This is a genomic window from Anaerocaecibacter muris, from assembly GCF_943192945.1.
GTDB lineage: Bacteria > Bacillota > Clostridia > Christensenellales > Pumilibacteraceae > Anaerocaecibacter > Anaerocaecibacter muris.
In genome coordinates this window covers 1-26654 of record NZ_CALPCE010000011.1, presented here as the reverse complement: position 1 = coordinate 26654, position 26654 = coordinate 1, and the positions used below count along the sequence as shown (strand labels likewise).

The 26654-nt window shown below is 51.3% G+C and carries 24 protein-coding genes and 6 tRNA genes; 29 read left to right on the top strand and 1 reads right to left on the bottom strand.

Annotation, left to right across the window (positions count from 1 at the left end; genetic code table 11):
* Positions 1-177 precede the first annotated feature (177 nt).
* Both NFR57_RS08655 and sigE read left to right on the top strand, forming a co-directional pair.
* On the top strand, positions 178-1008 hold the full coding sequence (locus NFR57_RS08655; RefSeq protein WP_251183441.1) for a sigma-E processing peptidase SpoIIGA: 831 nt from the start codon (positions 178-180) through the stop codon (positions 1006-1008).
* Positions 1005-1718, top strand: a complete 714-nt coding sequence (sigE, locus tag NFR57_RS08650) for an RNA polymerase sporulation sigma factor SigE (RefSeq protein ID WP_251183440.1) — start codon at positions 1005-1007, stop codon at positions 1716-1718. The genes NFR57_RS08655 and sigE overlap by 4 nt, the downstream gene beginning before the upstream one ends.
* Positions 1719-2183: 465 nt before the next feature.
* Here sigE and NFR57_RS08645 read toward each other — a convergent pair whose 3' ends face one another.
* Complete coding sequence (locus NFR57_RS08645) at positions 2184-2954, bottom strand: sigma-70 family RNA polymerase sigma factor (RefSeq protein WP_251183439.1); 771 nt, start codon at positions 2952-2954, stop codon at positions 2184-2186.
* A gap of 185 nt (positions 2955-3139) precedes the next feature.
* Here NFR57_RS08645 and NFR57_RS08640 point away from each other — a divergent pair, with 185 nt between their 5' ends.
* The 27 genes from NFR57_RS08640 (at position 3140) to NFR57_RS08510 (ending at position 26503) form a co-directional block, all read left to right on the top strand.
* On the top strand, positions 3140-3547 hold the full coding sequence (locus NFR57_RS08640) for a YlmC/YmxH family sporulation protein (RefSeq protein ID WP_251183438.1): 408 nt from the start codon (positions 3140-3142) through the stop codon (positions 3545-3547).
* A 196-nt stretch (positions 3548-3743) separates the two neighbouring features.
* Complete coding sequence (gene nrdR, locus NFR57_RS08635) at positions 3744-4190, top strand: transcriptional regulator NrdR (protein ID WP_251183437.1); 447 nt, start codon at positions 3744-3746, stop codon at positions 4188-4190.
* A gap of 5 nt (positions 4191-4195) precedes the next feature.
* The gene (locus tag NFR57_RS08630) at positions 4196-4420 is read left to right on the top strand and encodes a FeoA domain-containing protein (protein ID WP_251183436.1); all 225 of its coding nucleotides are present in this window, start codon (positions 4196-4198) and stop codon (positions 4418-4420) included.
* Positions 4417-6441 carry a ferrous iron transport protein B gene (gene feoB, locus NFR57_RS08625; RefSeq protein WP_251183435.1) on the top strand — a complete coding sequence of 675 codons (2025 nt, stop codon included), beginning with the start codon at positions 4417-4419 and terminating at the stop codon, positions 6439-6441. The genes NFR57_RS08630 and feoB overlap by 4 nt, the downstream gene beginning before the upstream one ends.
* A gap of 23 nt (positions 6442-6464) precedes the next feature.
* Positions 6465-7322 carry an RluA family pseudouridine synthase gene (locus tag NFR57_RS08620; RefSeq protein WP_251183434.1) on the top strand — a complete coding sequence of 286 codons (858 nt, stop codon included), beginning with the start codon at positions 6465-6467 and terminating at the stop codon, positions 7320-7322.
* 84 nt (positions 7323-7406) lie between these two features.
* Positions 7407-9035, top strand: a complete 1629-nt coding sequence (locus NFR57_RS08615) for a DUF975 family protein (protein ID WP_251183433.1) — start codon at positions 7407-7409, stop codon at positions 9033-9035.
* A gap of 9 nt (positions 9036-9044) precedes the next feature.
* Complete coding sequence (locus NFR57_RS08610) at positions 9045-10076, top strand: peptidylprolyl isomerase (RefSeq protein ID WP_251183432.1); 1032 nt, start codon at positions 9045-9047, stop codon at positions 10074-10076.
* 118 nt (positions 10077-10194) lie between these two features.
* Positions 10195-10860 (top strand): YphA family membrane protein, encoded by a 666-nt coding sequence (locus tag NFR57_RS08605; protein ID WP_251183431.1) that lies wholly within the window; start codon positions 10195-10197, stop codon positions 10858-10860.
* A gap of 151 nt (positions 10861-11011) precedes the next feature.
* Complete coding sequence (gene der, locus NFR57_RS08600) at positions 11012-12322, top strand: ribosome biogenesis GTPase Der (protein ID WP_251183430.1); 1311 nt, start codon at positions 11012-11014, stop codon at positions 12320-12322.
* A gap of 120 nt (positions 12323-12442) precedes the next feature.
* The gene (locus NFR57_RS08595) at positions 12443-13159 is read left to right on the top strand and encodes a glycerol-3-phosphate acyltransferase (RefSeq protein WP_251183429.1); all 717 of its coding nucleotides are present in this window, start codon (positions 12443-12445) and stop codon (positions 13157-13159) included.
* A gap of 16 nt (positions 13160-13175) precedes the next feature.
* Positions 13176-13820, top strand: a complete 645-nt coding sequence (locus tag NFR57_RS08590; protein ID WP_251183428.1) for a hypothetical protein — start codon at positions 13176-13178, stop codon at positions 13818-13820.
* Complete coding sequence (locus NFR57_RS08585; protein ID WP_251183427.1) at positions 13817-14395, top strand: hypothetical protein; 579 nt, start codon at positions 13817-13819, stop codon at positions 14393-14395. Before NFR57_RS08590 ends, NFR57_RS08585 begins: the two co-directional genes overlap by 4 nt.
* Positions 14395-15456: an ATP-binding protein gene (locus NFR57_RS08580; RefSeq protein WP_251183442.1), complete on the top strand. Its 1062-nt coding sequence runs from the start codon at positions 14395-14397 to the stop codon at positions 15454-15456. Before NFR57_RS08585 ends, NFR57_RS08580 begins: the two co-directional genes overlap by 1 nt.
* 247 nt (positions 15457-15703) lie before the next feature.
* Positions 15704-17548 (top strand): hypothetical protein, encoded by a 1845-nt coding sequence (locus NFR57_RS08575; RefSeq protein ID WP_251183426.1) that lies wholly within the window; start codon positions 15704-15706, stop codon positions 17546-17548.
* A 211-nt stretch (positions 17549-17759) separates the two neighbouring features.
* Positions 17760-19235 carry a stage IV sporulation protein A gene (gene spoIVA, locus NFR57_RS08570; RefSeq protein ID WP_251183425.1) on the top strand — a complete coding sequence of 492 codons (1476 nt, stop codon included), beginning with the start codon at positions 17760-17762 and terminating at the stop codon, positions 19233-19235.
* A gap of 189 nt (positions 19236-19424) precedes the next feature.
* Positions 19425-21182 (top strand): ABC transporter ATP-binding protein, encoded by a 1758-nt coding sequence (locus NFR57_RS08565; RefSeq protein WP_251183424.1) that lies wholly within the window; start codon positions 19425-19427, stop codon positions 21180-21182.
* Positions 21183-21186: 4 nt separating this feature from the next.
* Positions 21187-23097: an ABC transporter ATP-binding protein gene (locus NFR57_RS08560; protein ID WP_420840787.1), complete on the top strand. Its 1911-nt coding sequence runs from the start codon at positions 21187-21189 to the stop codon at positions 23095-23097.
* 189 nt (positions 23098-23286) lie between these two features.
* Positions 23287-23868: a manganese efflux pump MntP gene (locus NFR57_RS08555; protein WP_251183422.1), complete on the top strand. Its 582-nt coding sequence runs from the start codon at positions 23287-23289 to the stop codon at positions 23866-23868.
* A 34-nt stretch (positions 23869-23902) separates the two neighbouring features.
* The gene (locus NFR57_RS08550; RefSeq protein WP_251183421.1) at positions 23903-24481 is read left to right on the top strand and encodes a manganese efflux pump MntP; all 579 of its coding nucleotides are present in this window, start codon (positions 23903-23905) and stop codon (positions 24479-24481) included.
* A 51-nt stretch (positions 24482-24532) separates the two neighbouring features.
* Positions 24533-24616, top strand: a tRNA-Leu gene (locus NFR57_RS08545).
* A 114-nt stretch (positions 24617-24730) separates the two neighbouring features.
* Complete coding sequence (rdgB, locus tag NFR57_RS08540) at positions 24731-25303, top strand: RdgB/HAM1 family non-canonical purine NTP pyrophosphatase (RefSeq protein ID WP_251183420.1); 573 nt, start codon at positions 24731-24733, stop codon at positions 25301-25303.
* Positions 25304-25360: 57 nt separating this feature from the next.
* Positions 25361-25849: a YfcE family phosphodiesterase gene (locus NFR57_RS08535; RefSeq protein ID WP_251183419.1), complete on the top strand. Its 489-nt coding sequence runs from the start codon at positions 25361-25363 to the stop codon at positions 25847-25849.
* Between the two features lie 135 nt (positions 25850-25984).
* A tRNA-Gly gene (locus NFR57_RS08530) sits at positions 25985-26058 on the top strand.
* Positions 26059-26063: 5 nt separating this feature from the next.
* Positions 26064-26140: transfer RNA gene (locus NFR57_RS08525), tRNA-Arg, on the top strand.
* Between the two features lie 4 nt (positions 26141-26144).
* Positions 26145-26221 (top strand) — tRNA-His (locus NFR57_RS08520).
* A 51-nt stretch (positions 26222-26272) separates the two neighbouring features.
* Positions 26273-26347: transfer RNA gene (locus NFR57_RS08515), tRNA-Gln, on the top strand.
* Between the two features lie 80 nt (positions 26348-26427).
* A tRNA-Gln gene (locus NFR57_RS08510) sits at positions 26428-26503 on the top strand.
* Positions 26504-26654 lie beyond the last annotated feature (151 nt).

Here is a 26654-nt window from a genome sequence, read left to right as displayed (position 1 = left end):
TAGGCGCGGCTAGTAACAATTTAGGGCTTTTGCCCGCATATGAGAAACCCCCGGCTTCGCCGGGGGAGTTTCATTGCCGAAGTTTTCTGACAAAATAGCCGATAAACCCGTAAAAAGACCGTTGCTATTCGACATAAACGGAAAGACAAGCGCGGCGCGGTTTGTTAAAATATAGACATGTATATCGAGTTTGTGATCGCCGATAATTTTTTGCTTACATACTTGGCGGGCGCGGCGGCGACGCGACTGTGCAAAAACAAAGTCAACGTTTGGCGGCTAATCGCGGCGGCTACGGTCGGCACGGCTGTGGCGGTGTTCTATCCGTTTATACGCGCGGGCGCGTTTGTGCTTGTGCTTATCAAACTGTCGCTATGGGCGGTGCTTTGCGTAATCATGTTTTACAAAACGCCGCGCGCGGGCGTTGCGGGGCTGATGTTTTTGGGCTGTACGTTCGCGTTCGGCGGTGCGACTTACGCAATCGGGCTTATATTGTTTTCGAGCGCGTCAAGGGCGGACGAGTTCACGCGCAAGTGTCCGTTGTTCATCACGCTCGGCGTGGGCGGTATTGTTTACATCTGCGTAAGATATTGCATAAAGCGCATGAGGTTGCCGCATGCGCGCGCGCCTTACGAATACGGCGCGGAAATAACGTTCGGCGGGAAGTGCATGAAGTTTTCGGCGTTTCTCGACACGGGCAACTGCGTATTCGACGGGCGCACGGGCTTGCCCGTTATAATAACCGACGCCGACAGCTTTGCGCAAAAGCTCGACGGCACGGCGGCGGTCGAGTTTGTAAAACGCTTGCCGACGTTGCGGAAAATCACCGCGCGCACTCATGGAGGGTCAGCCGAAATTTATATAGTGGAAGCGACGGACATAACGGTCTATTCGGACAGGCACGGGCATAAAATAAATGCAATGGTCGGGCTTGTCTGCGGACAGGGTAAGAGGTTTAACAAAGAACACGAAATGCTGCTTAATCCCGCGGCTATGACGGAGGGCGTATGATTTTAAAGAAACTTTTGGAAGTCGTTAAACGCGTGTTCGCGCTTGTTCCCGACGAGTGCGACTTGGAATACATAACGTCGGGCGAGGGCTTACCGCACCCGCTCGAACCGCAAGAGGAAGCGGACGCGCTCGCTCGGCTTAAAACCGATCCCGCGGTTAAAACGGTTCTTATAGAACACAATTTGCGGCTTGTCGTGTACATTGCGCGCAAGTTCGACAATACGGGCGTGGACGTCGAGGATTTGATTTCCATAGGCACGGTAGGACTGATTAAAGCCGTCAATTCGTTTGACGCGGACAAGAATATAAAGCTCGCCACGTATGCGTCGCGCTGTATAGAAAACGAAATACTTATGCACCTGCGCCGCGTGGTGCGCTTGCGCGCCGAAGTGTCGCTCGACGAGCCGCTCAACGTGGACGCGGACGGTAACGAACTTGTTATGGCGGACATCTTGGGCACAGACCCCGATACCGTCGGCAGGGAACTGGAAAACGAAGCGGAGTGCAGACTGCTTAACGAGGCGTTGGAACGACTGAATAAGCGCGAGCGCGTTATCATGCAAATGCGGTTCGGACTGGGCGGCGCAAACGAAAAAACGCAAAAGGAAGTCGCGGATATTCTCGGCATTTCGCAATCGTACATTTCGCGACTTGAAAAAAAGATTATCTACCGTCTTAAAAAAGATATAAGCAAAGCCCTTCAAACATAATTATTAAAGCGTTGGTTTACAAAATAAAAGGCTCGATGTCCCGAGCCTTTTGCCATTTAATAAATGTTTTGAAATAATAGAAATATAACTCCGTTTTATTTGCACGTCGCATAACGCAAAGTTTTCTTGCCTGTTTTATTAAGAATAAGCGGAAACATAATTGTAACGCTGTATTAACTACACATAACACACGTTAAGTTTTCTTGCCTGTTTTATTAAGAATGAGCGGGAACATAATTGTAACGCTGTATTAACTACACATAATACACGCAAAGTTTTCTTGCCTGTTTTATTAAGAATAAACGGCAACATAATTGTAACGCTGTATTAACTACACATAACACGCGCAAAGTTTTCTTGCCTGTTTTATTAAGAATAAGCGGAAACATAATTATTAACTACACATAACACGCGCAAAGTTTTCTTGCCTACTTCTTTTTCAAAAGAAGTAGGGGAAAATCAAAATCAGTTAGCGACTTTATTGTGAATAGCGGCGATTGCGGTTTTTTCGAGCCGTGAAACCTGCGCTTGGGAAATGCCTATTTCTTTGCTTACTTCCATCTGCGTCTTGCCGTCGTAAAACCTCATCATAAGGATTTTGCGCTCGCGTTCGCCGAGGTTTTCCACTGCGTCGTCTATATCGATCTTGCTCAACCTGTTTTCGTCCACGTCGTCGGCAAGCTGATCCATCACGAGCACGGTATCGTCGCCGTCATGGTAAACGGGTTCGTACAGCGACACGGGATCGGAAATTCCGTCGAGCGCATAAACTACGTCGGACACGGGAAGATTGAGTGCGGCGGCAATATCTTCGAGCGACGCGGCGTCGCCCGTTTCGTATTCTATCTGTTGTCGCGCCTGCAAAGCGTGATACGCTGTGTCGCGCACCGACCGCGAAACGCGGAGCGGCGAGCAGTCGCGCAAAAACCTGCGGATCTCGCCGATAATCATAGGCACGGCATAGGTGGAAAAGCGCAGATTGTACGCAACGTTAAAGTTTTCCATGGCTTTAATAAGCCCTATGCAACCGACTTGGAAAATATCGTCCACGCTCTGCTTTTTTGCGGCAAACCGTTGCGTGACGGAAAGCACAAGTCGAAGGTTCGCCATGATAAACAGTTCGCGCGCCGCCTCGTCGCCGTTTTGCGCCTTGACTATAAGTTCCATCATTTCTTCGTGTTTCAGTTTGGGCAGGGTGGAAGTGTCCAGCCCGCAAATGTCTACCCGAGTTTTCATAACGCCTCTTTTGCTGTTTATTGCCGCGGAACGCCGCGGTATATGTTAAGTTTGGCAATTTGCCGCCGCGTATATTCGCCGCCGCAACGCAGTTTCGAGAAGAAATTGCGCGATTATGTCGAATCAAGCATGCAATATCCAAAATTTTACGGACACTTTTCGCGCCGAACGCATATACAAATGCTATGGAAAGCGAAATGACGTATTGCGAATTAAAGCGCCGCGAGGTGATCAACGGTAGTGACGGGCGGCGCATGGGGCATATTATCGACCTTGTGTTCTCCGCGGACAGCGGCAAAATAAAAGGCATAATCCTGCCTTACGGCAAGCGCGGCGTGTTTTCAAAATCGCAAGACCTGTTCGTGCCTTGGCAATGCGTGCAAAAAATAGGCGAGGACGTTATTCTCGTCGAAATCCGCGACCTGCCGTCGGGCGCGCCTACTTGCGTGCCGTCGTGCAAAACGGAAACAATACAGCCTCCGCCGCCCCCGCCGCCGCAAAAAAAGAACAGCGGGCGCAGTTGCGACGGTAAGTGCGAAAAATGTATGCTGTTCGATTGCGCCAACCGCTGGAACTACGCCGCCGAAACATAAATTCGTCGGGGTTTAAACGCATGCAACGGCGTTTAAAACTGGACAAAACAAAAACGTTGTGTTATAATAAGTTTACGGGTGGGATAATCCGACCCGACAAACGGGACAACCGTCGCCGCCGAAAATCGGACATGCGGTATCGAGGCAAACGCGGAATCCCGTGCAAATCGAATAATACATAAAGGAAAAACATATTATGAAGTGTATCTATTGCGGCAATGCGGAAAGCAAGGTAGTCGATTCGCGTTCCACGGACGAAGGCAACAGCATACGTCGCAGGCGCGAGTGCTTGCAGTGCGGCAAGCGGTTCACGACCTACGAAGTAATCGAGTCCACGCCCGTGCTTGTGGTAAAGCAGGACGGAACGCGCCAACAGTTCGACCCGCTCAAAATAAAAAGCGGTTTGATAAAAGCGTGCGAAAAGCGTCCCGTCGCTTTGAGAGATATAGACGCGCTTGTCGCGTCGGTGGAAAAGCGCATATACAATTCGCTGGAACAGGAAATTTCCACAAAAAAGATAGGCGAGCTTGTAATGGAACAGTTGAAAGAACTTGACCAGATAGCTTATGTGCGGTTCGCATCGGTCTACCGCGATTTCCGCGACGTTACGTCGTTTATAGAATTCATAAATGCGTTTAAGTAGGTGATATGACTTTATCGGATTGCGAAATGCACGGCGAATATACGGTCGCGGCGATAGGCGGCGACGTCGAAACGCACAGACGGCTTGTGGACATGGGCTTGCTCGGCTTAACGGCAACCGTGTGCGCGCGCAAAAAGAGTTCGTTGCTCGCCGATTTCGGATCCGATTTTTCCGCGGTCGTGCAAACCACGATTGCAAACAGCATAGAGGTCAAAAGTAACCGAGCATGAAAATAGCGTTGTGCGGCAATCCAAACGTCGGCAAAACGACGCTGTTTAACAGGCTCACGCACTCGGACGCGCCCGTCGGCAACTGGCACGGCGTAACGGTGGACGTGCTTACCAAGCGCATAGGCAAGACCGATAGCCTTACTGACTTACCGGGGGCGTACTCTCTGACCGCGCGCACCGCGGAAGAGCGCGTCACGTGCGAACAAATACTGTACGGCGATTACGACGTCGTGGTGTACGTTGCGGAAGTAAACAATTTGCGCCGCAACCTGTACATGCTCGCGCAAATAGCGGAGGCGGGTAAGCGCGCGGCTCTCGTCGTGAATATGATGGACGAAGCGCGCGGAAAAGTCGATTTAAGCCTGTTGTCGGAACGACTGGGTATTCCCGTCGTCGGAGCATCGAGTAAAAGCGAAAACCCCAAAACCGCAATACTCAAAGCGGCGCAAGCCGCCGCACAGTCCGCGCCCGCTCGACCTAACTACTTGACCGAGTCGGACGTAATAAAGCGCGCGAACGAACTGAAACCGCTTGCCGAAAAAGCGGGACTGGATCCCGTTTTTGTCGCCTTAAAAATCGAGGAACGCGACTGCGACGTAATGCGTCGAGTAGGATTGGACGGCAAGTGCGAAGGCAATACGAAGTGCGGCGGTTGCGCGGACTGCGAGATTAACGCCGCGTCGGATCGCCCCGCAATACTGCGTTATCGCTATATCGACGCAATATTGAAAGACGTAATCGAGCCGCGCGGCGCGAACGTGCGCACGCGTAAAGCGGATAAAATATTGCTGGGCAAAGCGGCGTTGCCCATATTCTTTATGGTTATGGCGGTGGTGTTCGTGATAACCATAGAAGCGGGCAAACCGCTGTCCGACCTGCTCGCAGGGCTTACCGCGCGCCTTGCCCAACCCGTCGCCGCGGCAGACTTGCCGCCGTGGGTGATTTCGCTGATTTGCGACGGCGTTATTGCCGGCGTGGGCGCGGTGCTCGCGTTTTTGCCGCAAGTGGTCATACTGTATTTGCTGACCGCTATTTTACAGGACAGCGGGTATATGAGCCGAGTGGCGTTCGTCACCGACGACTTCTTTAAAAAAATAGGCTTGAGCGGGCGCGCGGCGTTCTCTGTAATACTCGGTCTGGGCTGTTCGGCGACGGCGGTACTCACTACGCGCGGAATAGCGGGCGAGGACGCGCGGCGGCGCGCGGCGTTTGTCACTCCGTTCTGTCCGTGCAGTGCGCGGCTTGCTGTGTTCACGGCGATAGCGGCGTACTTCGGCATGTCGGGACTTGTTGTTGCGGCTATGTACGCGATAGGGTTCGCGGCGGCGGTGGTCGTACTTAAAATAACGGTAGCAATAAAATCGCGCGGAAAACAAAGCGCCGACGACGCGTTTATCATGGAAATGCCGCCTTACCGCTTGCCGCAGATAAAGCGCGTTATGAGCGTAGTATGGCGCAACGTGCTGTCGTTTGCTTCGCGCGTCGGATCGGTGGTGCTCGGCGTAAGCGTCATAATGTGGGCGCTTTGCAATTTCTCGGTCGCGCAAGGTTTTACGGGCGGCGGAGAAACGAGTATAATGAACACTTTTGCGCGCATAATTTCGCCCGTGTTTGCGCCTGTCGGGTTTGGAAACTGGCGCGCCGTTACCGCGCTTATTTCGGGCATAGCCGCAAAAGAAACGGTCATTTCCGTAATAGCGTCGTTGGGCGGTATGGGCGAGGTTTTCGGTTCGCCGACTGCGGCAACTTCGTTCATGATATTCGTTTGCCTGTATGTGCCTTGCGTTGCGACTGTGTCGGCGTTGGCAAAGGAGAACGGCGGCAAGAGCGCGGCGGCATCGGTTGCGACGCACACGGTCGCGGCGTACCTTGTTTCGCTTGTTTATTATCAATCGGCTGTGCTGTTCGCGGCGCACATAACGGCGTTTATCGCGGTGTGGTCGAGCGTCGCGGCGACAATAGTCGCGTGCGCGGCGGCAATGATTTTCAGGCGCGGACGAATAAAAAAACGCGCGGCGTAAACTATTATCGGAGAGAAAAACCTATGGGAAAAAAGCTGGAATTGATAGCGGACAAGCCCGAACGCGTGACGGCGTTTTTGTCGTCGTCGGTCGCGGGGCTTACGCGCGCAAGAGCGGATTTGCTTGTAAAAAGCGGCGAAGTACGCGTCAACGGGGTCAGAATAAAAGCCAACGCGTCGCTGTCGGTCGGAGATAGGGTAAAGGTGTTTGTGCCCGACGAGGTGCAAAAGAACGGCTTAAACGCGAACACAGTTTACGAGGATGACAATATTATAGTGTTTGATAAGCCCAAACGCATGACTTACGACGCGATTCCGCAAGCATACGGCGCGCCGCTGTTTGCCGTGCACAGACTGGACACCAACACGACGGGGCTTATTGTATTTGCCAAAACGCAAGCCGCGCTCGCCCAGCTCGAAGCGGCGTTCAGAGATCGGCGCGTAAAAAAGATTTATGAAGCGGTTGTAAGCCCCGCGCCCGCAAACGACGGCGAAACCGTGACCGCGTACATGCGGTTGTTGCACGGTCAAAACTTGGCGGTTGTGTCGGCTCAACCCAAGAGCGGCTATAAAACAATGATCACCGAATATACGGTGGCGGAGCGCATGGGCAACGCCGCGTTGTTGCGCGTATATCCGCATACGGGCAGAACGCACCAAATCCGCGCGCACCTGTGCTTTATCGGTTGCCCGATAGTGGGCGAACACAAGTACGGAGTAAAGGGCGGCGCGGCAATCGACGGCGCGCCCGACAGTCAAATGCTTGCGGCGGTCGAGCTGTGTTTTTCGGGGCTTAAAGACGGACTCGAATATCTTAACGGAAAGACGTTCAAAACAGGCAACGGCTTCGACCTCGATTTTTTGCGCGGCGGCAAAAGATAAACGCGCCTTTTAGGAACATGCGCGCCGCGAATATCCCCGCAAATGTATTGACAAACTTCGTCAAATGCTGTAAAATATATTGCAATGACGGTTAAGGACATAAAAGAAGAAGCGCGCAAAAAACTCGCTTTGAATATACATCAAGCAATAGTGATATACCTTGTGGAATTCACGGTGTTTATCACGCTTATCGCGCTTGTCGTCATGTCGTGCGTAAGCCTCGGCGCGGTCACGCCCGCGGCGATCGTCATGATATGTTACGGCGCGTTGCTCGGTCTGTTAGCCATAGTGGGGAGCGGCATGGTCAACTTTGCCATGTGCGATTTTTACCTTGCAACGTACAGGTGCAAACCGTACAATATAAGACGGTTGGGCGATACGCTCGCGCGAAGCGGCGTGACAAAAATTTTGCTTATAAGCCTTAAACGCACGCTTTTGGCGTTTTTGTTGACTTTGTGTCTAATCGTTCCGGGTGTCATTTACATTATTCGCACGTCCATGGCTAACTATCTTTTGATAGCCAATCCCAAAATGAAAGCGTCAACCGCGCTGTCCGCATCCAACAAGGTTATGAGCGGCAAGACGGGCGCGTATTTTGCGCTGTGCATGTCGCTTGTTGGCTGGTATCTTTTGGGCTTGATAACCTTGGGACTGGGCTTTGTGTTTATTATCCCGTATACCAATCTGATAAAAGCGACTTACTACAAGCGCAATTTGCAGGGCGACAGAAACGTCTATCAAATAGCCGTTCAGCCCATTACGCCGCAGAGCGCGCCGCCGCAACCGAATTACGCGGCGACAAGCGAGCAAGCGCAACGCCAAGAACTTACCGCGCAACCCGTCGCGGCGGAAGCTGTCGGATCGCCGATAGACACGCTTGCGGACGAGGACGTTGTGGATATGAACGCGGCGATGCACGACTTTGACGAGCCGCAAACTCCCGTCGCGGACGTTAAAGAGGTGCCCATATCGCCCATAACGCAAAACAGAAAAAGCAGTGAGAGCACGACCGCCGTGCCGACGCTCGAACCCGTATTACAGGCAAGCGATTCGGTCGAGCCGTTTATCGAACCCGTTATCGCCACCGCGCCGCAAGCGGAAAGCGCAAACGCGCAAACCGCGCACGAACTGGACGGAACGAATATAGTCGAAACAGAGCGCATACTTACGACGCAGGAAATAAACGAATCCAAAGCGATACGCGAACAGGCGATAGAATCCATTTATTCGCGGTCGGATTCGAGAAAGTCCGATAAAGATTACTTTACTGGCGCGGGCGCGCAAAACGCCGACGACTTTTTTGTAGACGACTTCGGCGCGCCGACAGAACAGGAAGAGCAACCCGTACAGTCGGAAACGCCCGTTGTAAACTCGACCGACGGCGTTGCTGCGGATCCGATAGAAAATTCGGTTATGAGCGACAGCGAGTTTGACGAGTTTTTGCGCGGGTTTGACAGCGCGACGGAAGCGCAATCGGATTTCGAGCCGTTAAAGCGTAACGAAAACGCAAATACTAATCGCGATGGAATTCCGCCGCGCGCGAGCGACGGCGATCGCCGTCCGCCCGAACGCCGGGCGGCGACGGAACGGGCTGTTCACGACAGGCGCGTGCCGCGGCGCAATTCCGACAATGCCGGCAAAGTTGTAAACGATCGCGCGGAGCGCATAAGGCGCGAGCGCGAGGAACGCTTGAATTTAAACAATAAAAAATAGCAGGTCATCTTGAAACAGAAACGCAATTATTCATTGACCGCCAAGGAGCGCAAAGCAAAGCGCATGGCGGCGGAAAATAAGGCGGCGCGAAAATCGCAAGCCGCTGTGGTAAAGAACCCCGCGCCCGTCACGCGCGAGTCGGCGGAACGCGCCATGGTTCAGTCGCAAAAGCAGGCGCGCACGACGGCGATTGCGGTCGGCGCGGTTTGCGCGCTCGCAATACTGTTGATACTGGTCGCGTTAATCGCGCCCGTAATCATGTATATCGTAAATCCGTATCGCGGGTATAAATCGGTAATCGCGCGGTTCAACCTGTCCAACGGCATGAAGTTGGAATTCGTAATAGAAGAGGACAAGTACGACACGGCGGCGACTAATTTTATATTCCTCGCTACTAACGGATTTTTCGATAACACCGTGTTTTACGATGCGCAAAACGGTTGGTTGCGGTTCGGCGGGTACGAAGCCCAGCCCGCGACAAACTCGCAAGGCGATTACGGCAGAACTCATCACCGCCGCGACAGCGAAGCGTATTGCCGCGGTTTTAAAGCTCTTGCCAACAGTCAGTTTACGGGCGACAACAGAAAAATAACCGATAAATTCCGTTACAGACTGCGCGCGGACAGCGAGGGCACAAAGGATAGAATTTTGGAGCAAGAAGGCGTGCTCGCGTTTTTGTACTCGGACACGGCGACGGAATTCCAGTTTTCCTACATGCAACAGGCGACCAACCTTATAGACAGCCTCGAAAGCAACGGCAGTCATAAGACTTACGAGCTTAACCCCACAATGGTCGGACACGCGCTTAACGCTAATACCGTGAACAATCTTAAAAAGATAGCGTCGTCCAATCCAACCCTCAATCCCGCTATTACGTCGGGCTATCTGTGGCGACCGCCCGCGCCTGATATTAAAATAGAGAGCGTCAAGGTGTACAACCTTAACAGCGCGAAGTGGCGCGACTTTGACTTTATAGAATATGTCAAGGGCAACGACAGCAGCGGCAACAGACGTCTTTCGAGCTGGCAGAGCGTCCTGTAACTATCAGATATATAGCAACTTAAAGCGCGTGTAATTCACGCGCTTTTTGCGTGCGGAAAATATTAAGCGACGGTATAAGGCGGTATAATAATCGGCGATATAGTCAACAATCGGGTATATGATTATAGGACTTGTATTGTTGGGCTTGGTAGCCGTATTGCTGTTTTTCGGCGTGGCGGAGCGAGTGTTTAAGAGCTTCGGCGTGGCGTACTGGCTGGCGTTTATTATGGTGGGCGTGCTTATAGGTTGCGCGTTTATCCCGTCGTTCTCGATAGGCGCGGTGTCGTTTAACGTCGCGGGATTTATCGCGCCGCTTGTGTTTGCGGCGGTGTTCTTTTTTCTTGCGGCGCGCACGCACGAGGCGCGGCGCGCGTTGGTTACGACGACGGTAGTAACCGCGCTGTTTATCGCTATATGGCTGTTAATTGAGCCTATAACCAACGACGTAGTCACCGTTATAATAATAGGATTTCTTTGCGGCGCGGTGTCCTTTCTTGTCGGCAAAACAAAGCTCGCCGCGCTGTCCGCGGTGTTTTTGGGCATGCCGCTCGGCGAAATAGCGTCGTCGGCGGTAAACCTTTACGTGTATGGCACGCCCATGCGCTTCGGCACTGCGGCGACCTTTGACGCGGTTATACTCGCCGCAGTGTTTTCTGTCGTGCTGTTCGAAGCAATATCCGCTATCAAGCGCACAATGAATACACGCGCGCGCAACGCCGCCGCGGAAGCGGAAACGGCAGAGGAGTTTGACGCGGACGAATATAAAAAATATTTCGACGAGTGATATAAAAACAGGTCTGCCCGTCAAGGTTAGAATTTGCTTAAAATTGTCGATAACGGTTTACAACTTTTTATATTTATGGTATAATTATATCCGCAATCATAGCGGCGCACACAGGCGCGACTAAATTAGAGCGATTGCGGAAAAGTTGTCAATGAAACCTACCGTTGCCATAGTAGGGCGGCCGAACGTCGGCAAGTCCACACTTATAAACAGAATAAGCGGACGGCGCGTCGCCATTGTGGACGACATGCCGGGGGTCACGCGCGACAGGCTGTACGCCGACTGCGAGTGGTGCGGCAAGGAATTTACGCTGATAGATACGGGCGGTATCGACGATAAGACCGACGATATTTCGGCGTCCGTAAAGCGTCAGGCTCTCGACGCGGTGGAGCTTGCATCGGTCGTGATATTCGTGACGGACGTAAAGCAAGGCGTGCTGTCGGGCGACGCGGAAATTGCGGACGTACTGCGCAGGAGCGGTAAGCCCGTCGTTTTGGCTGTAAATAAAGCCGATTCGTCCAATCGCGACAACGTTTACGATTTTTATACTTTGGGGCTGGGCGAGCCTATGCTTATTTCGGCGGAACACGGTTCGGGAGTGGGCGATATGCTCGACGCGGTTTGCGCGTCGTTTGCTGCGGCGGAACAAACGGACGAAGTAAAGCCGCTGTCCATCGCGCTTGTAGGCAAGCCCAACGTCGGCAAATCGTCGCTTGTAAACAGACTTTTGGGTTACGAGCGCAGTATTGTGTCCGACATAGCGGGCACGACGCGCGACGCAATAGACACGCCCATAACGGTGAACGGCGTGGATTACACGCTGATAGACACGGCAGGCATGCGCAGGAAGCGCGACGTCGAGCCTAAATCGATAGAGCGGTATTCCGTCATGCGTGCGATAGCGGCAATCAAGCGCGCGGACGTTGTGCTTATAGTAATAGACGCAACGCAGGAAGTAACGGAACAGGACGAAAAAATTGCGGGGCTTGTTCACGAATCGGGCAAGCCGTCCGTCGTGGTACTCAATAAGTGGGACGCGGTGGAAAAGGATACGCAAACGCTCAAACTCAAAACGGACGAGCTTAAAGAACATCTTGCGTTTATGAGTTATTTTACAAGCGTATCGGTATCCGCAATGACGGGTCAGCGCGTGGAAAAAATCTTGGAAGCGGCAAACGTTTCGTATCAAAACGCATCGCGCAGAATAGCGACGGGGCTGTTGAACGAGCTTATAGGACAAGCGGTTGCGGCGACGGAGCCGACCGCGCGCAAAGGGCGCAAAGCCAAAATATACTACGTGTCGCAACCCGACGTGTGCCCGCCGCTGTTCGTGTTTAAAGTAAACGACGAAAAGCTGATACATTTTTCTTACGAGCGGTATTTGGAAAACTGCTTGCGTCGCGCGTTCGACTTTTCGGGCACGCCCATAACGCTTAAATTCGTCGGCAGGGGCGAAAACTAAACGCTCTGATAAATGCGGCGAGGTAAGATAAAGACCGTCGCTCGGCGTTGCGCGATGTAAATAAAATATACGCCCGCCCGCCGCGAGGTATTTAAATTAACAAAAGGAGGTATTGCGAAAATGACAATTTCTGTGCCTATGCAAGCGCTTGCGGGAACGCTGGTCGCAGTCGGCGCGTACTTTTTCGGCAATATTAACAGCGCGATACTTATAAGCAAATTAAAAGGGAAAGACATACGCCGGTGCGGTAGCGGCAATCCCGGAACTATGAACATGCTGCGCACCTACGGCAAACTCTTGGGCGTGCTTACGCTTGTGCTCGACGTATTAAAGGGCGTAATCCCGTGCTTGCTCGGTTGGTTGTTTATGGGCGGCGGGCAGTTTTTGCGCCTCGGCTCGGACAGAATGGGCATGTATGTCGGCGGGATATGCGCGGTTATAGGACACGTTTATCCCGTAACCATGAAGTTCCGCGGCGGCAAGGGCGCGGCGACCATAATCGGCGTGTGCTTGACAATGCAACCGCTGTACACGCTCGCAACGTTCGCGTTCGGCGTGGCGTTCCTTATAATTACAAAGGTCGGTTCGCTCACGTCGTTTATAATGATAAGCGCGCCGCTCGCCGTCGAGGGCTTGACCGCGGCGCAAAACCCGCTTGGTATATACTGTGCGACGATACTTTTCGTCATGTATTTTTTCAGTCTTTTCGCGCACCGCAAAAACTTGGTCAAGCTGTTTTCGGGCAACGAGGGCAGGGTAGTTTTGTTCAAGTCCAAAAAGCAAAAGCCGCCCGTGGACAGAGCGATTGTGTTTGACGGCGTGACGGTAGCGGAATAGTCCGCGGGGAGTTGATATGACCGATATTAAAAAACGTGCGGAGCGCAACGGCAAGGTTAGGCGCACGATCGCGCAGATAGAACAGACGGTTGCCAAGCTCGAACGCATGAAAAGCGAGTACATGCAAAAAGCCGTTCAGGCAAAAGCGCGCGGCGAAAGCGCGTCGTACAGTCTTGCCAAAAGCGGGCTGAACGCAACTCTGTCGCAGATTAAACGCGCCAAAGAAATGCTGTTGAATATCGAAATAACGGCGGAACTGCAAAAGATGGGCGAAACCAACGCCGATTTTTTGACGGGCATGTCGGTAATTTCCAAACGCATAAGCAAGATAAACAAGCAGTCGGACTTTGTCAAACTGCAAAAGGAAATACAAAAAGCGTTGACGGGCATGGAGGAGGCGCAAGCGGGACTGGATATATTCCTGCAAAATTCGGACGCGGCGTTCGCCGCTATCTCGTCGTCGCCCGCCGCGCTCACCGACGAACAGATTGATAGGCTTGTTGACGGTAAGACGTCCGAAAGGGAATTGCTTATGGACGAACAGATTGAGCGGTTGACGCGCGAAATAAATGCGGACGGCGCGCAGTCTGTCGATAGCGGCGCGAACGCGGCGGATCTTTTGGCAAAGCCCGTCAACGCGCCCGACGGGAGAAAAGTATGAGCAAGGAAAAAAAGCGCATAAAAGAGCAAATGCTTGTCAATCAGGCGATTGCGTCCATAAAGAAACAGCTTAACGACCTTGAAAACAGCCGCAAAAAGTATATAGCCGCGGCGGTCACTGCGCGCGAGTGCGGAATAGCCTCGCAGTACAACCTTGCAAAAAATGCGATACGCATAGTAACGGCGCAAAAGACGGTTGTCGAGCAAATGCTGTTAAACTTGCAAATAAGCGCGCAAATCAAGGACGTGTCCGAAATGACCAAATCGTTTGCGGACGGCATGAAGTTGTTGTCGGGATCCATAACCGAAACCGCGGGCGGGCTTAACTTTGAAAAAGTGTCCAAGCAAATGAACAAAGCCATGATTTCCACGCAAATGAAACAGGCGGAATCGGACGAATTTTTACAGGCGACCGAAGCGGGGTTTGCCGCGTTTGCGCAGAGCGCGGACGGCGTTTGCGAGGACGAAATAGACCGCATGATAGACGGCGAACTGCGCGGTGCGGGCGGACTGGACGACGAACTCGCCGAGCTCGAGCGCAAGATAAAAGCCAACAAACTGGGCGGGAACGTGTGATGTCCGATAACGGGTTTGAACTCGACATATTCCGCGAAGCATACGACAAGGCGGTCGCGGCAAACGCAAAGGGCGACGTTTCGACGGCTCGCCGATATTTTTATCAAGCCGCGGATATAATGGCAAGGCTTGCCGAAAACAGCGAGCCGCCGCTTGCCGAACAGCGCGCGGAGCGTGCGCGAAAACTTAAATACATAGCGGATAACTTGACGGCGCAACGGGCGGCGACGGGCGAAAACCCGACGGAAACGGGCAGGTTTTTAACTGCGGCAAAACCCAACGAACGTATTTCTTTCGACGATATTGTCGGGCTTGACGAAGCGAAATCGGCTATAAACGGACTTCTTATCAACCCGCTTAAAAACCCGCGCGCGTATGAAAAATACGGCATAAAGGCGGGCGGGTTTATATTGCTGGAAGGTCCTGCGGGCACAGGCAAGACCACGTTTGCAAAGGCGGCGGCTTGTTCGCTCGGCATGACTTTTGCGGAAGTAAACGCCAATTCGCTCGTCGATTCGTACATAGGCAAAACGGGCAAAAATATCGACGCGCTGTTTGACGAAGCGCGCGCGCTCGCCGAGCAAAAGGGCGAGCCCGTCGTGCTGTTTTTGGACGAAATAGACTACCTCGCGCAAAGGCGCGGCGGCGAAAACAAGACTGCGGCGGAAGCTGTGCCCGCATTGATAAAGCAGATGGACGGGTTTTCGACGGGTGCGGACAATATAGTGTTGATTGCCGCTACAAACATAAAGCAGTCGCTCGACCCCGCAGTATTAAGCAGGTTTTCGCATGTGATAAATATTCCGTTGCCTACGGAAGCGGAGCGGAAAAAGTTATTCGCCGCCAAGCTGAAAATGCTGGATGACGCGGACTTGTCTGCGCTCGATCTTGACGACGCGGCGCGGCGCGCCGTCGGGTTTTCGGGCAGGGATATTTCGCAAGCCGCTTCGGAGCTTAAAAACGCGCTCGCCGCGCGCGACGCGGGAATTGACGCAATAGACGTTCCGCTATCCACCCTTTTGGCGTCGATAATAGATAAACGTATAGACAAAAACGTTTAATATAAATTATATAGTTTTAAGTTATGTAAAAAAGCACGAAATAAAGGTTTGTGCTTTTTTGTTTGCATAAAAAACAGAACGACAGATTGTATTGTGTTTAGGCTGTGCATAAATGCGATTTTATATTGTGCAAATAATGTTATAAACCAAAAAATTATGTAACGATACACCCTCGATACCCTTGACAGGGGGGGGGGGGGGTATGTTATACTCCAATTATCGACAAATCAAAGGAGATGAAAGAAGTATGAAAAAGTACAGCAAAATCGTTGCGCTCGGATTGTCGTGCGCAATGGCTCTCTCTCTTGCCGCGTGCGGCGACGACGCTCCAAAAGGCACGCCGAATCCCGACAGCATAAAGTCGGATAAGGTTACGCAAGCGCAATGGGAAGCCGCGTTCGACTTTTCGCAAGTGACTAATGTTTCGTTAAAGAATATCGAACGCGTTACCGTTGGCGGCGTTGCTACCGAGGATTACGGTATAGTCAAGTTCGACGGCAACAAAGTATACGAGGAAACCCAGTGGTATAATTCCGAGGAAGAGGGCGGCAAACCTGTAAAGGTTGTTGAAAAAGCGTATTATTCGATCGGTGAAACCGAGTCGTTCGAGTATTCGTATGACGACGAAACCAAGACGTGGAGCAAGGAAGCGACGACGTGGTATCCGCAAATCAGCAGTTACACAAGATCGCTCGAAGCGATTGCGGACGCTTATACCAGTTTTTCTTACGACGCGTCCAAAAACGGATACGTGGCGACCGAAATCCCCAACTTCCCGAGCGACGATTTCGATACGTTTACCGTTAAAATAGTCGGCGGTAAATTGAGCGTCGCGCAAATGGATATGTCTCTTGACGAAGACTCAACCGCGAGCATGATATTTCAAATTTACGATTACGGCGCTACGTCCGTCACTCTGCCCACCGTAAGCGGCGGGGAAGCGGCTAACGGTAAAGTTTCGGAATCGCAATGGAATAACGCTTTTTCCCAAAACGCTTTTCAAAACGTTACAATAGATATGACCTCGCCCGCGTTGCAGGGTTATGACCCGCAGTTTAAGATAGATCTTCCCAACGACAGGGTTTATCAATCCATGTACGCAGGCAAACCCGACCAATCGGGAAACATGAAGATGGAATTCATAGTTGCTTATGTTGACGGCGACTATCACCAATTCAGTCGAGACGAAGGCAAAGACTGGAAGTATAGTTCGCCTGCTTCCGATTTGCCGGTAGATATTGCCGCAAGCGTTATAGACTTGGTCGGCGATTTCAGTTATTCTGCGTTTACCTACAACGCCGCCGAAAAAGCGTATACTGCCGACAAGGTGGAAGCGAACAACAATCAGGGAACGTACGATTCCGTAACAATCAAGTTTGACGGAGCTCGTTTGAAATCGATAGAAACGGCTTATAGCGCAGAACAGTCGCCTATACATATAGCCACTACTATGACTGTAAATTTCTCCGCTTACGGCACCACCGTTATTCAAATCCCCGACGTTGAAATCCCCGACGTTGAAATCCCCGACGTTGAAATCCCCGAAACCCCCGACGAGGGCGATAACGAAAAAACAATGACTCGCGATCAGTGGTTGAACGCGTTTGACGAAAGCAGTTTCAATAACTGCTCGATGTTAATGGACGCAGGAGATGTGACTATGCGCGTTAATATGGACGTCGAAAGCGGGCGATATTATATGACTGTGCCGAACGATAACGGCGGAATAGGCGAAATGATCGCGGTGCGTGAAAGCGAAGCTGCTTACCACATGTATAGTCGTAGTAGTGCAACCGACGGTAAGTGGATAGATAGCGGTATAGTGGAACAAGATATGCACGAGGCTATTTGCGGTTCAATTATCAGCAGACTTACGTTGTTAGCCTCCGAATACGACAATTTTAAGTTTGACAGTAAATTAGGCGCATACGTTCATATTTCCGACAATACAGTCGCTTCTTTTAAAGGCGGCAAGCTCTATTCGCTTACATTAAGGGAGAACGATATGGAAGGAACTATTTTGTTTACCGATTACGGCACCACCGTTATTGAAATTCCCGATATTGTTAAAAACCCGGAAGTTGTTGAGTAAACGCGCGACAATATAATGTTATAAAAATCTTTAAGCCCTGTGCGAACAATGTTTGCGCGGGGCTTTTTTGCGCGCGGTTTTTTGTAAAAAGTTTGTGCGGTCGGTCTATTGCGCAATTCGCTTACATATATTAAAGCGTATTCAAGGTTATCGGAATATTCGGTTATACTGCGGCATATATGTAGTAACACAACCGAGCCACGGAGGTATTATGGAAGAGTACGACGTTTATAACGACATCACGGAGCGGACGGGCGGCGATATTTATATCGGCGTCGTGGGTCCCGTCCGTTCGGGCAAATCGACGTTTATAACAAACTTTATGAATACGTTTGTTATTCCGTCGGCGAGCGGTTACGAGCTGGAACGCATGCGCGACGAGCTGCCGCAGAGTGCGGAGGGCAAAGCCGTAATGACCACGCAGCCCAAGTTCGTTCCCGCCGAAGCGGTAACCGTCGCGCTCAACGATACCGCCAAAATCTCCGTTCGGCTTGTGGACTGCGTCGGATATATGGTGGACGGCGCGACGGGGCATAAGGACGGCGACGGCGCGCGCATGGTCAAAACGCCGTGGAACGACGCGCCTATACCGTTCGAGCGCGCCGCGGAAATAGGTACGCGCAAGGTCATTGCCGATCACTCGACTATCGGCGTGGTCATGACCAGCGACGGGTCTATAAAGACAGAGTTGCCGCGCGACGCTTACGTTGCGGCGGAGGAACGCACGGTCGCCGAGCTTAAAGAGCTGGGTAAACCGTTTATAATAGTGCTCAATTCGTCGGTGCCCAATTCGCAGGAAACCAAAAAACTCGCAAAGGCTCTGACCGAAAAGTACGGCAATGCGGTTATCGCGCTCAACGTTGCGAGCCTTACCAAGGCGGATATCGTCAAGCTGTTTGAAACGGTGTTGTACGAATTCCCGTTGCGCGATATTTATATCGAAACCGCCAACTGGATACGCGCGCTCGACCGAACCAACCCGATTGTTACCGAACTTGTGGAAAAGTCCGTTGCCATAGCCGCCGCCAAAGCGAAAATGCGCGACTGCGCCGCGGGCGAGGAGTTGGGCGAAAGCGAGTTCTTTGACGGTATCGATCTTAAAAGCGTCGAGCTTGACAAGGGCAGAGCGGTGTACGCCGTCAAGGAAAAGGAAGGCTTGTTCTATCGCGCGCTCAAAGAACAGTGCGGCGTGGACATAAACGACGAGTTCGATCTTATGGCGTCGCTCGGCGAGCTTGTAAAAGCCAAAAATTCGTTTGACAAGTTGAGCAAAGCGCTTAACGAAGTCGCGGAAACGGGTTACGGCGTGGTCACTCCGACCATGGACGAAATGACGTTGCAAGAACCGCAGATATTCAAGCAAGGTTCGAGGTTCGGCGTTAAACTTAAAGCCTCCGCGCCCAGCTTGCATATTATGCGCGTCGATATAGAAACGGAGGTTTGCCCCGTCGTCGGCACGGAACAGCAAAGCGAGGATTTGGTGCACTATTTGCTGTCCGAGTTCGAGCAAAACCCCAAGGGCATTTGGCAAACCAACATGTTCGGCAAATCGCTCGACAGTCTTGTCAATGAAAATCTTAACAGCAAGTTATCGTCCATGCCCGAGGAAACGCAAAAGAAAATGCGAAAAACGCTCTCGCGCATTATCAACGAGGGCAGGGGCGGCATAATTTGCATACTGCTTTAACATAATTTATCGGTTGCATACAGCCGACGCGCGCCGTAAAAAGTTTAATGCTTTTTGCGGCGCGTTTAATGTTTTTGTTTGTTTTACACTTAAATATCACCGCTTAACCGCGCAAATTTGTTGACAAAAAAATTTTTCAATGTTAAACTATTGCAATATTGACAAGATTTAGGATAAGTGTAGATTAAAATGATTAAAGTGTTGTCAAAGAGTATCAGAGAATATAAGGCGGCGTCTATATTAACGCCTTTATTTGTGTCGTTGGAGGTTATACTCGAATGTCTTATTCCGTTTGTCGTGGCGAAACTTCTCGGCGTGATAAACGTTAAAGAACCGCATTTAATCGAGCTCAACGATATATTATTGTTCGGCGGCATACTTATAGCTATGTCGTTCGCTTCGCTTGTGTGCGGCGCGCTGTCGGGCGCGTTCTGCGCAAAGGCGTCGGCGGGGTTTGCGAAAAATCTGCGTAAAGACATGTATTACAAAATACAGGATTTTTCGTTCGAGAATATCGATAAATTTTCCACGCCGTCGCTCGTAACGCGCATGACGACCGACGTTACAAACGTACAGTTTTCATACATGATGATTATTCGCATTGCGGTGCGTTGCCCGTTGATGCTTGTGTTTTCGCTTGTCATGACGTTTGTAATGGGCGGCAATCTCGGTTGGATATTCGTCAGCGTAATTCCGCTGCTCACGTTGTTGTTGCTTTTGATAATGAAAAAGGCAATGCCGCTGTTCCACCGCGTGTTCAAAAAGTACGACAAGCTGAACGAGTCTATTCAAGAGAACGTGCGCGGCATGCGAGTCGTCAAGTCGTTCGTGCGCGAGGATTACGAAAAATCCAAGTTCGATCGCGCCTCGACCGAATTGCAGGTAGACTTTACCAAAGCCGAGCGCATTATCGCGTGGAGCAATCCCATAATGCAGTTTTTCTTTTATGCGGTTTTGTCCACGGTGCTGTTTCTCGGTTCTTACGTTATTTTGACGACGAGCGGCGCGGCGGTCAACGTCAACGAGGTGTCGCAACTTATAGTTTACGGCATGCAGATCCTCATGTCGCTTATGATGCTCTCCATGGTGTTTGTCATGATTGTCATGTCCGTGGAAAGCGCGCGCCGTATCTGCGAAATTTTGGAAGAGGAGAGCACGATCAAAAGTCCGGAGAATGCCGTGACCGACGTTGCGGACGGCTCGGTAGATTTTGACGGCGTGAGTTTTAAGTATTCGGCTACCGCCGAACGCAACGCGCTCGACACGGTCGATTTGCACATACGTTCGGGCGAAACAGTCGGCATTATCGGCGGCACGGGTTCGAGCAAAACGTCGCTTGTCAACCTGATTTCGCGCTTGTACGACGCGACGGAGGGCGAAATAAAGGTCGGCGGCGTGAACGTTAAGCAATACGACCTAACCGCTTTGCGCAATCAAGTCGCCGTCGTTCTGCAAAAGAACGAGCTGTTTTCGGGCAGCATTAAGGAGAACTTGCGCTGGGGCGATCCAAACGCGACAGACGAACAGCTTGTCGAAGCGTGCAAACTCGCGCAGGCGGACGACTTTATCCGCAGTTTCCCCGACGGTTACGACACGCACATAGAGCAGGGCGGCACAAACGTTTCGGGCGGGCAAAAACAGCGGTTGTGTATCGCTCGGGCATTGCTCAAAAAGCCCAAAATCCTTATTCTCGACGACTCGACGAGCGCGGTGGATACGCGCACGGACGCGCTTATACGCAAGGCGTTCCGCGAGTATATTCCGCAAACGACAAAGATAATTATCGCGCAACGCACTTCGTCGGTAGAGGATGCGGATCGCATTATCGTCATGGACGGCGGCAAAATCGACGCCGTCGGAACGCATAAAGAACTGCTCGGTAAAAACGCTATTTATACCGAAGTGTTTAATACTCAAAACAAAAAGGGGTGCGACGATGAAAAATAAAAACATGCCCCGTAAAAAAATGCAAAAGGGCGTGCTCGGTCGCACGCTCAAAGCGTTGTTTAAGTGCTATCCCAAAATGATGACCGTCGCGCTTATTTGCATAGTGTTCAACGCCGTCGTCAGTTCTTTGCCGTCCATATTTATGGAGCGTATTTTTTCGATCGTCACCGATACTTTAAAGCTCGGCAAGGGTTGGGAGTATTGCGGCGACGAGATAGTGCGCGACATGCTGTTGCTTATAGGTTTGTATGTGCTTGCGCTTATTTCGGGCGCGGTCAACAAGCAGTTTATGGCTATAATTACGCAAGGCTTTCTTAAAAAACTGCGCGGGCAAATGTTTAACGGCATGCAAAATTTGCCTATAAAGTATTTCGACACCAACAGTCACGGCGATATTATGAGCTACTACACCAACGATATCGACGCTTTGCGGCAAATGGTGTCCGAGTCGTTGCCCAATCTTTTGGCTTCGGCGATAATGGTGCTTACGCTGTTCTTTATAATGCTGTGGTACAGCTTTTGGCTTACGCTAATAGTGCTTGCGGGCGTTATTGCGATATTCTTCGTTACAAAAACGGTCGGCGGCGGAGCGGGCAAATACTTTTTGGGTCAGCAACGCGCAATGGGCAAGACCGAAGGGTTTATCGAGGAAATGATGAACGGGCAGAAGGTTGTCAAGGTTTTCTGTCACGAGTCGGAATCTAAAGCCGATTTCGATAAGGTCAACGAACACTTGTACGACCAGTCTAACCGCGCCAACCGTTACGCCAATATGTTAATGCCCATACTCGGCAATATCGGGCATGTCTTGTATGTTATCGTTGCGACAGTAGGCGGCGTATTTATTCTTAAAGACGTGTCCAATATGTCTGTCGGCGTGCTCGTCGGCGCGTATGTTTCGACGTTCGGCATTGCGCTTGTCGTCGCGTTCCTGCAAATGACGCGACAGTTTTGCAACAATATCAATCAGGTGTCCAACCAGATTAACTCCGTCGTTATGGGCGTTGCGGGCGCGCGGCGCGTGTTCGACCTTATCGACCAAAAACCGGAGGTTGACGAGGGCTATGTCACTCTTGTAAACGCCAAAGAGGTAGACGGCGTGCTTACCGAGTGCGAGGAACGCACCAACCTTTGGGCGTGGAAACATCCGCACGGCGACGGCACGGTTACGTATACCAAACTTCAAGGCAACGTTGTTTTGAATGAGGTCGATTTCGAGTACGAAGAGGGTAAACGCGTGCTTCACGACGTTTCTATTTACGCCGACCACGGGCAAAAGGTGGCGTTTGTCGGCGCGACGGGTGCGGGCAAAACCACAATAACAAATCTTTTAAACAGATTTTACGATATAGCCGACGGCAAAATACGTTACGACGGAATAAACATCAATAAGATTAAAAAGGCGGACTTGCGCCGATCGCTCGGCATTGTTTTGCAGGACACCAACCTGTTCACGGGCACGGTTATGGACAATATCCGTTACGGCAAGCTCGACGCGACCGACGAGGAATGTATAGCCGCGGCTAAACTCGCCGGCGCGGACGATTTTATCACGCGTTTGCCGGAAGGCTACAATACTTTGCTTTCGGGCAACGGCGCAAACCTGTCGCAGGGTCAACGTCAGCTTGTGTCTATCGCGCGCGCGGCGGTCGCCGATCCGCCCGTCATGATTCTCGACGAGGCGACTTCGTCCATTGATACGCGCACGGAAGCCATAGTGTCGCGCGGCATGGACGCGCTTATGCAGGGCAGAACGGTGTTTGTAATAGCGCACAGACTGTCAACCATAAAGAATTCGGACGTTATTATCGTGCTCGATCACGGCAGGATAATAGAGCGCGGCAGTCACGAAAAATTGCTCGAAGAAAAAGGACAGTATTATCAGCTTTATACGGGCGCGTTTGAAATGGAGTAGCGCAACAGTTTGTCGACATAACGGGTTGACGAAGTAATCGAATACAAAAAGAACCGACGGGTGCGTGAACGGCGCGCCCGTTTTTGTTTGTCTGAAATTCGACGCAGTGGCGCGTCGCCGCCCGCGCGCATATACCGAATATGACGGCGCATGCAATATGCGCAACGTTCACGCTTTGGAAAAACGTATATGCAAGTAAACTCGCTGTTCTTTCTTAATAGCATACTCTTCGGTATCGGGCTTGCGGTGGACGCGTTTTTGGTCGCGCTCGCAAACGGTTTGCATTTTCCGCGCATGAGCCGCGCAAAAGTTTTGGGCGTAGCGGCGACGTTTTCGACATTTCAGTTTGGCGCGCCCATGCTCGGCTGGGCGATAGCGCATGCGGCGTTCGTTCGGTTTTCGTGGATAGAAATTTGTTTCGCGTGGGCGGCGGTCGCCGTGCTCGCGGCGCTCGGCATAAAAATGCTTATAGATGCGCGCAACAAAAACGCGGAAGACCATTGCATAAAAGCAGGTGTGGGCGCGCTTATCGCGCAGTGCGCGGCGACGTCCGTGGACGCGTTGACGGTGGGGTTCACGATAGAGGAGTACGCAGTTTATGCGGCGTTGGCTTGTTCGGCTATTATCGCCGCGACGACTTTCGTCGTATATCTTGTCGGTTTTTTTGTCGGAAAAAAGTTCGGCATGCGGTTTGAAAAAGTCGCGTCGGTTGTCGGCGGCGCGGTCTTTATAGCGATAGCGGTAGAAATCATTATCACCACTTACATATAATCGACGGAAAAACTATGCGACAAAGCGAGGAGAAATGAGCGTTACCGTACTTATAAACAGCTTTCTTTTCGGACTGGGGCTTGCGTTCGAGTCTTTTATGGTGGCGCTCGCCAACGGGCTTAATAACGCAAATATGCGCGTTTTACGGGCTTTGTGCTTTGCCTCGCTGTTCGCGGCGTGCCATGTTGCGGCGCTCGCGGCGGGGTATGCGTTTGTGTTTGCGGCGGCAAAATATATCGCGCACATAGAACGGTTTTTAACATGGATAGCAGTGGGCGTGCTGGCGACGCTCGGCGCAAACATGTTGTTGGAGGGACTAAAAGTTCGGCGCGGCGACGAAGCGATAAAACCCGTGCGACGGACGGCGGAGTTTTTTGTGCAAAGCGTAGTCGCGTCGTTCGACGCTTTTGCGGTAGGATTGACCGTGCCAAATTATACGGCGGGCGATGTCGCGTTGTGCGCGGCGATAATTTTTACAGTGATAACCGCGTTTTATTCGGTAGGGTTCGTCGTCGGCAAAAAGTGCGGAACAAAATTTTCCAAGTACGCCGCAATGCTCGGCGGGCTGGTGTTTATCGGCGTTGCAATAGAAATAGTGGTAGGCGCGTTTTGAGAACGAAATCGCTTGCAAAATTTCTCGAGGTGTGATACACTTTTAAGGTGCGCGAGCGTGGCGGAATGGCAGACGCGATAGACTTAGGATCTATTGTCGCAAGGCGTGCAGGTTCAAGTCCTGTCGCTCGCACCAAAATTATTAAAGGGCGCATAACGCGCTCTTTTTGCGTGATTTAGCACATTAAAAAAATATAAAATTACCATTAAAACTGTTGATGTTTAAAGTAAAACGGAGTATAATTTAGGTATGAAACAAATTGTTTTGGCAAGCGGGAATAAAGGCAAGCTCGCGGAGTTTCGCGCGATATTAAAAAATTTCAAAGTTTTGTCGCCCAAAGATTTGAACTTAAATTTCGACGTTGACGAAACGGGTAACACGTTTTACGAAAATGCGCTGATAAAAGCCAAGGCGTTATACGAAGTTTGCAAGCTCCCCACAATCGCCGACGACAGCGGGCTGTGCGTGGACGCGCTCGACGGCGCGCCGGGGGTGTTTTCGGCTCGGTACAGCGGCGGCACGGACGCGGACAACAATCAAAAGTTGTTGCGCGCTCTCGACGGCGTTGCTAACAGAACGGCGTATTTTGAAAGTTGTATCGTGTATTACGACGGCATTAAATCAATAGCCGCTACGGGCAGAACGTTCGGGCGCATAGCAATGGAAGCTCACGGCGAGGGCGGGTTCGGTTACGATCCGTTGTTCATGAGCGACGATTTGGGCAAGACGTTCGGCGAGGCGAGCGAAACGGAAAAAAACGGCGTGAGTCACAGGGCGCGCGCGCTTGCCGAGCTTGCGGAAAAATTGCGCGACGATATTTAAATACAGACGTAAACTTACGGAGTTGTATAGCATAATTGTTATAGAGGAATTTTACTAATGTTTACTAATACCGGCAGTGATAAATTCTTATATAAGTTGGTTGTAATTTCGGACATTCACCACGATTTACATAGGTTGGAACGCCTTGTTCCCGTTATCAACGCGGCGGATTATCTGATATTTTGCGGCGACGGAGTTGACGATATAATGCGCGAGCGCGGAAGGTTTACCGTGCCTATACTGTGCGTTCGCGGTAATAACGACATAGGATCGAATATTACGGAGCTTGTAACGACGGTGTTCGGCAATACTCGTGCGCTCGTTACGCACGGGCATAGACAAGGCGTTAGGCAGGGTATGACGAATTTGATGTTGTTGGCGCAACAAAAAAATTGTCATCTCGTGTTTTTCGGGCACACGCACGCTTATTTCGATATGGTCGCTAACGGAATACATTTTATCAACCCCGGCGCGCTGTGTAACGGAACTTATGCGTTAGTCGCGGGCGACGGCAACAATTTTATGTGCAAAATGGGCGTTGTGTAAAGCGGCGAGGGCTTGGCGGTAATAAATTAAGACATAAATAGTTTGCCGTAAGTAAAAATAAAACGTCGGGTTTTAAATAATCCGATTAAAATTGTTGACAAATTCATATAAATATGATATTCTTGATACGCACGCGCAGGTGTAGCTCAATGGTAGAGTTTCGGCCTTCCAAGCCGACCACGTGGGTTCGATTCCCATCACCTGCTCCAGAAGTGCGCCCGTAGCTCAGCTGGATAGAGTAGCGCCCTTCTAAGGCGTTTGTCGAGGGTTCGAATCCCCCCGGGCGTGCCATATGGTGGGTATAGCTCAGTTGGTTAGAGCGCCAGGTTGTGGCCCTGGAGGCCAAGGGTTCGAATCCCTTTACTCACCCCATAACAAATAGCCGTCGTTACGGCGTGTTGCACGCAAGCACGACGGCAGTGTAGGGGTATCGCCAAGCGGTAAGGCACGAGACTTTGACTTTCGCATTCGCAAGTTCGAATCTTGCTACCCCTGCCATTGTAAGCAACAGGGCAGTACTCTGTCCGGCGCGCGAGTCTTTGCGGCGAACAAACAATTAAATACACCCGCAAACCTCAAGGGGTATCGCCAAGCGGTAAGGCAACGGACTCTGACTCCGTCATTCCGAAAGTTCGAATCTTTCTACCCCTGCCAAACAAGAAACACCCGAAGCGGTGTTTTTTGTTTGGGAGCGGGTAAGGAAGATTCGATGAGCCCATGGAACGAAAAAGAAGAGGAAAAACAGTAAAAGAAAACATAATATCAAGAAAAAGGAATGAAATTCGGCGATAGTTCGCTAACCGCT